At 46.3% G+C, this 9,559-nt stretch carries 5 protein-coding genes; 3 read left to right on the top strand and 2 right to left on the bottom strand.

All coding sequences use genetic code 11. The features are described 5' to 3' along the window. Positions 1 to 808 precede the first annotated feature (808 nt). The gene (locus tag Q0668_RS06685) at positions 809 to 2,023 is read left to right on the top strand and encodes a hypothetical protein (protein WP_298861702.1); all 1,215 of its coding nucleotides are present in this window, start codon (positions 809 to 811) and stop codon (positions 2,021 to 2,023) included. A gap of 84 nt (positions 2,024 to 2,107) precedes the next feature. On the opposite strand, the gene Q0668_RS06680 is transcribed toward Q0668_RS06685, so the two are convergent. Together Q0668_RS06680 and guaA are read right to left on the bottom strand one after the other, a co-directional pair. Further along, a complete protein-coding gene (locus Q0668_RS06680) occupies positions 2,108 to 5,170 on the bottom strand; it encodes a PVC-type heme-binding CxxCH protein (protein WP_298861699.1) in 3,063 nt (1,020 codons plus the stop codon). A 298-nt stretch (positions 5,171 to 5,468) separates the two neighbouring features. Beyond that, complete coding sequence (gene guaA, locus Q0668_RS06675; protein ID WP_298861696.1) at positions 5,469 to 7,067, bottom strand: glutamine-hydrolyzing GMP synthase; 1,599 nt, start codon at positions 7,065 to 7,067, stop codon at positions 5,469 to 5,471. A gap of 515 nt (positions 7,068 to 7,582) precedes the next feature. Between guaA and Q0668_RS06670 the strand changes: the two genes are divergently transcribed. Both Q0668_RS06670 and Q0668_RS06665 read left to right on the top strand, forming a co-directional pair. After that, entirely contained in the window at positions 7,583 to 8,542 is a 960-nt protein-coding gene (locus tag Q0668_RS06670) for a hypothetical protein (protein WP_298861693.1), read from the top strand. 155 nt (positions 8,543 to 8,697) lie between these two features. Then, positions 8,698 to 9,477, top strand: coding sequence for an aldolase/citrate lyase family protein (locus tag Q0668_RS06665; protein ID WP_298861690.1), 780 nt, complete (start codon positions 8,698 to 8,700; stop codon positions 9,475 to 9,477). Positions 9,478 to 9,559 lie beyond the last annotated feature (82 nt).

The raw sequence follows: 9,559 nt of genomic DNA, 5'->3' as shown, positions 1-9,559 counted from the left end.
CATTTTACTATAAATGAAGTGAGTTTTCACAGCACACTTCCATTATTTAAGTAATCCAAAATGCCAATATGTTTTGTTGTTAGTTGTTAATCTCTGATTCAATTCAATGAACTCTAAAACAAGACCGCTCCGCAAACAGAACGTCCGAACACTCAATTGTTTTAATTGATTTCTGCACAAAGACAGAAACCCAGTCTTTGATGCTAAAAACTAGTCTGAACCGATGTCAAAGAAATTTGCGTAAAATAGGTAAAATATAACTGCCCCATTCCATTTGTAACAGTCATGCAAGAAACACAAAATCTACATACGAGATAAACAAGTAGATGAAAATGAACTCAGATCTGTTCGCTTCACCCTGTGTCATCACTTGAAAATCTCATGGTACAGACGTATGACAACAACAAAACTAACGATGAATCATTTCCTGGCACCAGCATTTTTATTTTTTTTCTAAATCCCCAACTCGTTTAATAGATATGATTTAATGAAATGTGTTTGCAAATCACGGGCTGGACTGCGATCAGATTAACCATAATGTTAACTATACACTTGAATCATTCTGGCCGAAAAATCGGACTGTTTTTGCAAGATGTGACGTTTTTAATGGTCTTCTGGGCAATAACGAGCCGATCAATTATGACAGTGGGTTATCCACATAGCCCAACCCTACTGCTGTACTTACGAACAAATATATACTCTGAACGCACAAAGTGTGTTTTGTCGGAGCGGTTAGTTTTTAATTAGCATCTTTCAGTCATCTGAGTCCCAACCGATTTTGCTTGAGCTGAAATGGAGAGATTAAGCTATGAGAACGAACGGATTCGTTGGCTTGATAATCACGGGAATCTGCTGCATTTCGATACAGCCACTTTATTCTCAATCTGATTTACCGATCAAACCATCAAATGAATCTGAAGGAGTCTTCAGAATTTCAAATGTTTCAGAAGTCTATGAGCCTTCAGAGTATGAACCAGCAATTGATGCCGTCTCATTCGCGCCCGCTTCTCCGCGGACTTCTGATGTTTCTCCGATTGCCATGCCCGAAAATTACGCGCAGGGAGAGTATTACGGGCCAGTTGAAGAATATACTCAGGGAGACTGGATCGAAGATCCTTACCTGGATGATACGGTTTACGAACGTCTGGGAATCGTCGCTGGGGCGGCAGCAGTTTTCCTGAAACCCGGTTTCGATTCTGACACCGCGTTTTTCACAGAAGACCAATCGGGAATGGCAACAATCACAACATCCAATGACTTCCCGTACAATTTCCAGAGTGCACCCCGTATCAATCTAGGTGTCATTGATAACGAAGGACTCAGCGCACAAGTTCGCTGGTTCCAATTTGAAGATAACTCGGGAAGCAGTGCGATTGCCCCAAGCAACTTCATCTTCTTTAATGCTCTGCCTACCAAAACGGCCACCGGAGGAATATCTGCTGGTGGGGCGATGGGAGACTATATGAGTGTTTCCAGTAATTTAAAGCTCTATACCATCGATCTTGACTTGAGTCAGGAATTGAATTTTGAACGATGGCAGACAACATTTGGTGGTGGATACCGCCATGCTTCAGTAAGCCAGACTTACCGTGCCGAGGGAACTGCCAGTGGTGCTCCCGTATCATCAGATGTCGGACACCGCTTCGATGGAGATGGTTTGGTTGTTTTTGCTGAAGCACGACGCCCTCTGGGAATATTTGATCGACGCTCCAAAGGAACATCCAGTGTTTCGCTGATTTCCAGTCTCAAGTATTCCGCCCTCTGGGGGAATTCTAAATACTCGGCAGAAGACAGAACCCCAGGACCGACAGTTGCGATAGCACAAACAGATATCAAAAAATCATTAAGCATCGCTGAAGTACAAATCGGTGCACAAGCAGATTTTGTATTGCAAACCGGTGCTCTAGTCTGGGTCCGTGCGGCCTGGGACGGAATGTGGTGGAATGGTGCCGGATCGGCTTCCAGTGAATCGGGAGACCTCAGTCTACTCGGTGGTTCCATTTCGATCGGGATGGACTGGTAAACCTCCCCTGCACAACGCATAAATGAAACAGCCCTGCCAGATAATTTTGGCAGGGCTGTTTTTTTATTGTCGTCACTGAAACGTTTATTTTTTAGGTGGCGGTTCCAGCGTTTTGATAAATGCCAGTAAGTCGGCCATCTGCTGTGGGTTTACCTCTTTTTCCAGGCCATTCGGCATCAACGAGACACCATTGGACAGCAGCGTATCAATATTATTTCTCAGAATAATATCCTGCTTTCCTTCCGCTCTGCGAATCGTATAACTCGTCGCCGTTTCGGCAGCAATAATACCGGTAAATAACTTACCTTGATCAGTGACCACCGTATAAGTGTTGTAATTGGCCTGGGCTTCACGACTGGGATCCAGAATCGCGATCAATAAATCACTATTTGATTTATTCTTCGTTGTCGCCAGATCAGGACCTACATTATGCCCCTGATCACCAACTTTATGACAACCCGAGCAATTCTTCATATAGATTTTTTTACCCCGCGCAATGTCTCCCTTCAATTCCAGAGAAGCCTGATAAGCCAGCACAATTTTAGCACGGTCTTTATTGACTTCATTCCCCAATACTGTTCGAGCACGTTTACGGATCGCATGATTCGGATGATTCATCAACAAGTCTTTTTTGTCACGCGCGATCTCATTCAGTTTAACCTGCTTGTTCTTGATGGCATTCAACAAACTGTCAATCCGCCCCGATGACCCCAGCAGGGCATCAATCACATCCGTCCGAACAGCCGGACTGAACCCTGACCAGTTGGTCAACAGTGCGGAACTCACATCTTTATGACCCATGCGTGACAAAGCCTCGACAGCCGCTAATTGAATTTTAGGTGCTGAACGCGGGTTTAATACTTCCGCCAGTACTTCACCGGCAACACCATAATCCATAAAGCCTAATAAGCGTATGGCGGCAACTCGCTCAGCAAGAGGTTTGTCTTCATCCCCAGCGATTTGAACTGCATCGGAAATGGTTTTATCAAAACGCTGTTTCATTTTGGAATCAAGCTTGCTGTCATTGAGCAAAGTGCCCAGAGAAGCACCTCGACGCCCCAGACCTTCGCCCAACGCACCGAGCACCAACTGTTTCTGCAACAGAGAAATTGAATCATCGGAAACATAGCCCAGAACGGCGAGGGAATCGTTCGTATCCTTTTTCGCTCCCGCAATTCGTAATAATTCAATCACCAGACCACGCTTGCTTCCGGAAAGTTTCCCCTTCGATTCCCGCAGATAATTCACAGCCAAGGGTCCCGCGATATCTGCGGACGAAGTCAAGACAGCCACCTGCAAATCACGGTCAAAATTCCGGGAATCAACCAGCTTTGTCAAACCCGCAATTGCCGCCTGCTTTTCAAACTCACCCAGTGAAAAGGCTAACTGCAGTTGAACACGATAATCCGGGTCCGCTGTCAGTTTCAGCACGGCCCCTGACAGCTCGGGATTCTTCTGTGAGTATTTTTCAGAAAGACGAATCGCATGCTCTCTGACTCCAGGTTCACGATCTTTTAATGCCTTCAATAACAGTTCCGCATTTAACGCATTCAAACCATCCAATGACCATAATGCATGCAGGCGTCCCAGTGGTTGTTTTGAAGTTTGTAACAGGTTGACCAGAGGTTCTATTGCCGACTTGTCCTGTCGTTCCCAAATCAAACGCTGGGCGGTTTCCCGATTCCAGCTATTGGGTGATTCCAACTGCAAAACCAGTTGATCAATGGGCATTTTTCCTAATTTCAATACTTTAAATTTAGTCCCTTTCGGGTGAACCAGACGATAAACGCGCCCCCGATCAAAACCACTTTCCAGATCGAGATGACGTTTGATATCTTCGGGAATCGAAAAGGGATGTTCAATCGTTTCACGATACATATCTAGAACCCAGAGCGTGCCATCAGGTGCATTGACAAAGTTCACGGGACGAAACCAGTTATCCTTGGAAGTGATGAACTCGGTCTTCTCGTCCGCGCGCGTCGCAACATGGGAGGCTCCCTTTTGTTCCATTGTTTTCCGATGGATCAAATTACCGCCCACATCGCCGATGAAAGCATTTCCCTGAAACTCAAGGGGATAAGCACCGCCACGATAAATGGTCACCCCTGTAGCGGAGGTAAAGAAACCCGTTGCCACCTGTTCTGTAGGTGAAAGTCGCTTGCGAAAAGCAGGGTCTGCAACGCGCCGTGCAGTCCTGATCACTCGATAGGGTTCCGGCGGACTGCGTCTGTAAACAGGAGCAGCGGCTCCTCTGCGTGCAGCCGTCCTTAACACACCCGGTACAGCCAGATAAGCATTTCGCTTAATATAACGGCTGGGATACACAACATGCTGAATATGGTTACTGTTGCTACAAACAAAGCGATTTCCCCAATCATCCATCGAATGTCCAAACTGAGAGCCTCCGGAAATCGCTTCCAGTTCTCTTGTCTTCGGATTCAACTTCAAATCGCGGCGTCCTGAAGGAATGACTACTTTTCCATCTTTTAAAATGGAACCGCCATTCGTACCGCCTGCAAAATAGATATGGTTATCCAGACTCCATTTCAAGTTATTAGCCAGGCCTTGCACATTCTTTGTGGGTATTCCGGTAAAAACTGTCTCACGAATATCAGCCTTGTGATCGCCGTCGGTATCTTTGAAGTAATAAATATTAGGAGGTGCAATTACATAGACCCCACCATCATAGCAACAAACCGAAGTCGGCCAGGTAATCGTGTCTGCAAAGACAAAACTTTGATCCATGCTCCCATCACCGTTGGTATCCTGCAATAAGCGAATCACACCGGCATTCTTTCGAACGGGACCAGGAATATAATCGGGACGCTGTTCCGGGAGATAAGGATAACCTCGCATTTCGGCAACATACATTTGACCGTTTTCATCGAAACAGGCGTCAACAGGATCCATCACCGTCGGCTCAGCTGCCACCAGTTCCAATCCAAAACCATGCTCTAATCGAAATCCCTTTAAAGAGTCCTTTGGAGGCGTCGCAGGAACACGCTTCAACCGCTTTGACAAGTCCCCCTCGTCAGCCAGAGGTTTTTGAGCTGTAGCTGCTGAAAAATAACTGCCACCTGCCAATATCAAGACAGATAAACAAATCGCCGCCAGACAAATAACTTTTCTTTCCGAAACCGAAATCATGTTCTCCGACTTTCTCATTCAAGAAATGCAATTAATGTGTGAGGAATCCAAAGGTGGGAAGTAACACACGAAGTCTGCAAAATTACAGTGACTCAGCAGAATGTAAGCAATTTTGCATCGTTCTGACTTCTGTGGGACTTTAAATTGTAAAGAATCTTAACGAATACATTCTAACATAGCCGGATCACTTCGAAAATCAAGCCCAGTTCACGCGAAAACCAGAAGCACGTTTCTTGTACTATTTGTGACTACGTTTTTCTCTTCCAGTTCCCGGGAGAAAATCGGTCTGGAACGGAACTTATTCCCATTCAATGGTACTGGGCGGTTTCGAGCTGATATCATAGACCACGCGATTGATGCCCCTGACATTATTTGTTATCCGGGTCGACATACGTTCGAGAACTTCGTGAGGCAAAGGCGACCAGTTGGCGGTCATAAAATCGTCTGTTTCGACTGCACGAATCGCTGCCACATCTTCATAAGTTCGACCATCGCCCATCACTCCCACCGATTGAATCGGAAGTAGAACCGCAAAAGCCTGATTCGTTTTTCGATACAGATTTGCCTTGTGTAATTCTTCAATCACAATCAGATCTGCTTCTCGAAGCACATCCAAACGCACTTCAGTCACTTCGCCCAGACAACGAACTGCCAAACCCGGCCCGGGAAAAGGATGCCGATAAATCAATTCGTCAGGCAAGCCTAATTCATGACCCATTTCACGAACTTCATCTTTAAACAGTTCACGGAGAGGTTCAATCAAATCAAAGCCCAGTTTTTCCGGTAAGCCTCCCACATTGTGGTGCGACTTGATGGTCGCAGCCGGACCATCGGGATTGGCTCCCGATTCAATCACATCAGGGTACAGAGTTCCCTGAGCGAGAAATTGCGCATTCTCAATCGACTCGGCCTCTTTCTGAAACACTTCAATAAACAGGCGGCCAATAATTTTCCGCTTTTTCTGCGGATCTGTAACACCCTTCAGTTCTGATAAAAACATCTGACGCGCGTTCACAACATGCAGATCCGTTTTAAAGTGCTCGCCAAAGCGACAGGACACTTCATCCGCTTCCCCTTTTCTCAGCAAACCATTGTCAACAAAAATACATGATAGCTGTGAACCGATAGCCTGATAGAGCAAGGCGGCGACCACGGAAGAATCGACTCCCCCCGAGAGACCACAAATCACTTGCTTATCACCCACACGTTCTCGAATTAATGCCACTTCCTGCTCAATCAAATTCGAGATTTTCCAGGTTCCCTCACATCCACAGACCATTCGCACAAAATTGGACAGCAACATGCCACCAAATTCGGTATGCGTGACTTCCGGATGGAACTGAAGACCAAACAGAGGCTTCGTATGATGTTTGACAGCAGCAAACTGACAGGTTTCGGTGGATGCCAGAGAGGTAAAGTGTTCGCTCAGATTTTCGACCTGATCGCCATGACTCATCCAGGCAATCAAATTTGTGGGAACACCCGAGAACAGACTGGAATGATCACTCACGGCACAGGGAGTTCTACCAAATTCCCGTGATTCACCCCCTGTCACCTCGCAGCCCTGAGAAGCACAAACCAGTTGCATTCCGTAACAGATTCCCAGGATCGGAATCCCCAGGTTAAAAATTTCCGGATCAGGCTGAGGTGAATCTTTACCATAAACACTGGCTGGACCACCAGAAAGAATAATCCCTTTCGGATTGAGTTCCTTGATTCGTTCAGCGCTCAGAGTCGGCCGCGCCAGTTGACTGAAAACATTCTGCTCGCGGACACGTCTCGTAATCAGTTGCGATGTTTGAGACCCGAAATCCAGGACCAGAATGAGTTCTTCCTGCTTAGTATTCAGTAAACTCTGAGAAAGAGCATCCTGCTCAGAGAGATGGGGATCTGTCATTACGTTCTCGAAATCTTGATGTAATCGAAAGGATTTTCTGAGGCACTCGCGCCAAGGCCTCTCATGAATTGAACTGATTTTGTATTTAAACCGGTTGAAAGACACGATTATGGTTAAAAACCAAGCCGCTATCTTAGCGAGTCTATTTTCGAAATCCAATTCAGCACAACGAATTCACCAAGGAAAGCCGGAATCTATACGGAACAGTCAAAATACAAAAGATACAGCGAATGTATGCTTTCCAAGACCAATATTCGGAGGCGCCCTTTTTACTTTTAGAGGTATTTCGGGACAGAAAACAACGACCTGATAAGAGCTTACAGTAAATCAAACGCATCAAGATAATTTGAACCATTCCTGCCGATCTATCCGATAATTCCAGTAATACGACAATTGCGGAATAACTGCACACAGCAGGGACGGGTCTGTTCAATTCTCGACTGTGAGTAACATCCCAAGCGCCACATTACAAAACTTCTCTCTTCTTTCATCATTATTGCCGGGAACAGAAAACCATGCTTCTCAATTGGAATCATTTTTTCTCCAGACATTTTATGGCTTTATTAGCGGGCACTTCATTTCTATTGGCAGGTGCCGATTTAAGTGCACAGGTTCTACCGGGCACAGGAACGCGTGTAGAAGGTGCCTGGGATGATTTTGAAGATGAGAGTTGGGAATTTATTACGAATCTTCCCAAAAGCAGTACGAATGTTGACAAACAGACGCGTTATCCTTTGGGACAATCCACGAATAACATCTGGACCGAAAGTGCCAAGCGAGGGCAACCCGATATGATCCAGCGGGTGCCAACACCTGCAGGAGGGCTTCCCGGCAGTAAAGGTGCTTTGATGATGAAATCACTGCATACGGGAGTTCCAGGACAAGGCAGCCGAGGAACCAATCAGGATGACCTGATCATGCAGGGCTCAATGATCTCTGTAGCTTATTCTCCCAGCGTCGTCACACGCGTCTACATTCCCCCATTTGAAGAATGGGAAGATAAAACAGGAACTTCCTTTGGCTTTCGTGCCGCTGTGAAAGCCCCAATGAAATCGAAAAAACCTTCACGCAGAAGATTCTTTTCTCGCGGCCCGACCACCAAAATTGAAACCGTCTACCTGGGAATGTTCATTCAGTTCAACAGTAAAACAGATTCTCCGAACAGTGAAGATTCCGCTATGTTTGTCGTACGGGCTGACAGTACCGGACAGGATTTTATCGGCCCCGAAATCAAGCAGACTGGCTGGTGGACACTCGGAATGTCGTTTACTCCCGATGGTCGTACACACTACTATGCCAGCCCGGGCGTGGATCCTTTGACCCACGCAGACCGATTTGCTTCACATGCCCCTTATGGAACTCGAATTCAATCCTTTCATACCGCATTCTTCAACGTCTGTAATCAGGACGATGGCAGAACATGGTCAACCGAATGGATCATTGATGACCCGGCGATCTACTATATCAGTCAATAGTCCGACGTGGTACTGAATTCCAATAAAAATCAGAAATCCTCAACGGCATACTCTCTCAGGGTATGCCGTTTGTTTTTGTCAGCCTATCATAGGCGTTGCTTTTTTGTCTGAATTTCCATCCCAAACACCATACACATTGATTGCTGGACCCTGACATGTTCGTAAATAAAATCAAAACACTGCTTGCTCAGGGAGAAGTGGCTTTAGGCGTTGCCATGCCTGATGCCTCAGAAATTATTGCCAAACTCTCAGTGGATACAGGAGTCGATTTTTTGTGGATCGACTTGGAACATCGTCCTTACGGGGTCAATGAAGTCAAGCATATCCCTGAGATCGCCCGCCGAAAAAACTGCATGCCCATGATTCGCGTTCCTGGCCTCGACCCGATTTTCTTCAAAAAAGCATTAGATATCGGAGCCAACACCATCATGGTTCCCCAGATCAATAATGCAGAAGAAGCAAAACTCGCCGTACAATATGCCAAGTATCCTCCCGAAGGAACCAGAGGCGTCTCGCCCGACTGGACGATGTTCATGGACTTTTCCTTCGATGATTATCTCCCTCATGCCAATGAAGAAACAGCAATTATTGCGCAAATCGAATCACCGGAAGGCATCGAAAATATCGAGGAAATTGCAGCCGTTGATGGCATTGATGTCCTCTTTGCCGGGCCAATGGACCTTTCCGCTTCCCTAGGCGTCATTGGACAAATACAACATCCAGAAGTTGTCAAACTATTGGCCGATTTCCCCAAACGTGTGGCCACAGCGAATAAACCCGCGGGCATTACCTTTGGAGATCTCGACCGCTGCCGACAGGCAATTGATGATGGGTATCGATTCGTTAATATCGGCTCCATTGTTAGTATCGGAGCAAATGGAGTTCGTGCGGTCCTGCCAGAATTACGCGAACGGGCGAAATCAAACCCCACGTAACCATCGAGCTATTCATACTAATATACTTGATTCAAAGGGGCCTGAAGCCCTTAACCCGCATAAGTCGGCTGCCGGCCTCCCA

The sequence above is a fragment of the uncultured Gimesia sp. genome (assembly GCF_937910335.1).
Taxonomy (GTDB): domain Bacteria; phylum Planctomycetota; class Planctomycetia; order Planctomycetales; family Planctomycetaceae; genus Gimesia.
The sequence above is the reverse complement of the archived record's forward strand: the minus strand, read 5'-3'. Positions and strand labels throughout refer to the sequence as shown.

Coding starts and splice junctions, on each gene's coding strand:
- Q0668_RS06685 (WP_298861702.1), top strand. CDS start 809: ATGAGAACGAACGGATTCGTTGGCTTGATAATCACGGGAATCTGCTGC.
- Q0668_RS06680 (WP_298861699.1), bottom strand. CDS start 5,170: ATGATTTCGGTTTCGGAAAGAAAAGTTATTTGTCTGGCGGCGATTTGT.
- guaA (WP_298861696.1), bottom strand. CDS start 7,067: ATGACAGATCCCCATCTCTCTGAGCAGGATGCTCTTTCTCAGAGTTTA.
- Q0668_RS06670 (WP_298861693.1), top strand. CDS start 7,583: ATGCTTCTCAATTGGAATCATTTTTTCTCCAGACATTTTATGGCTTTA.
- Q0668_RS06665 (WP_298861690.1), top strand. CDS start 8,698: ATGTTCGTAAATAAAATCAAAACACTGCTTGCTCAGGGAGAAGTGGCT.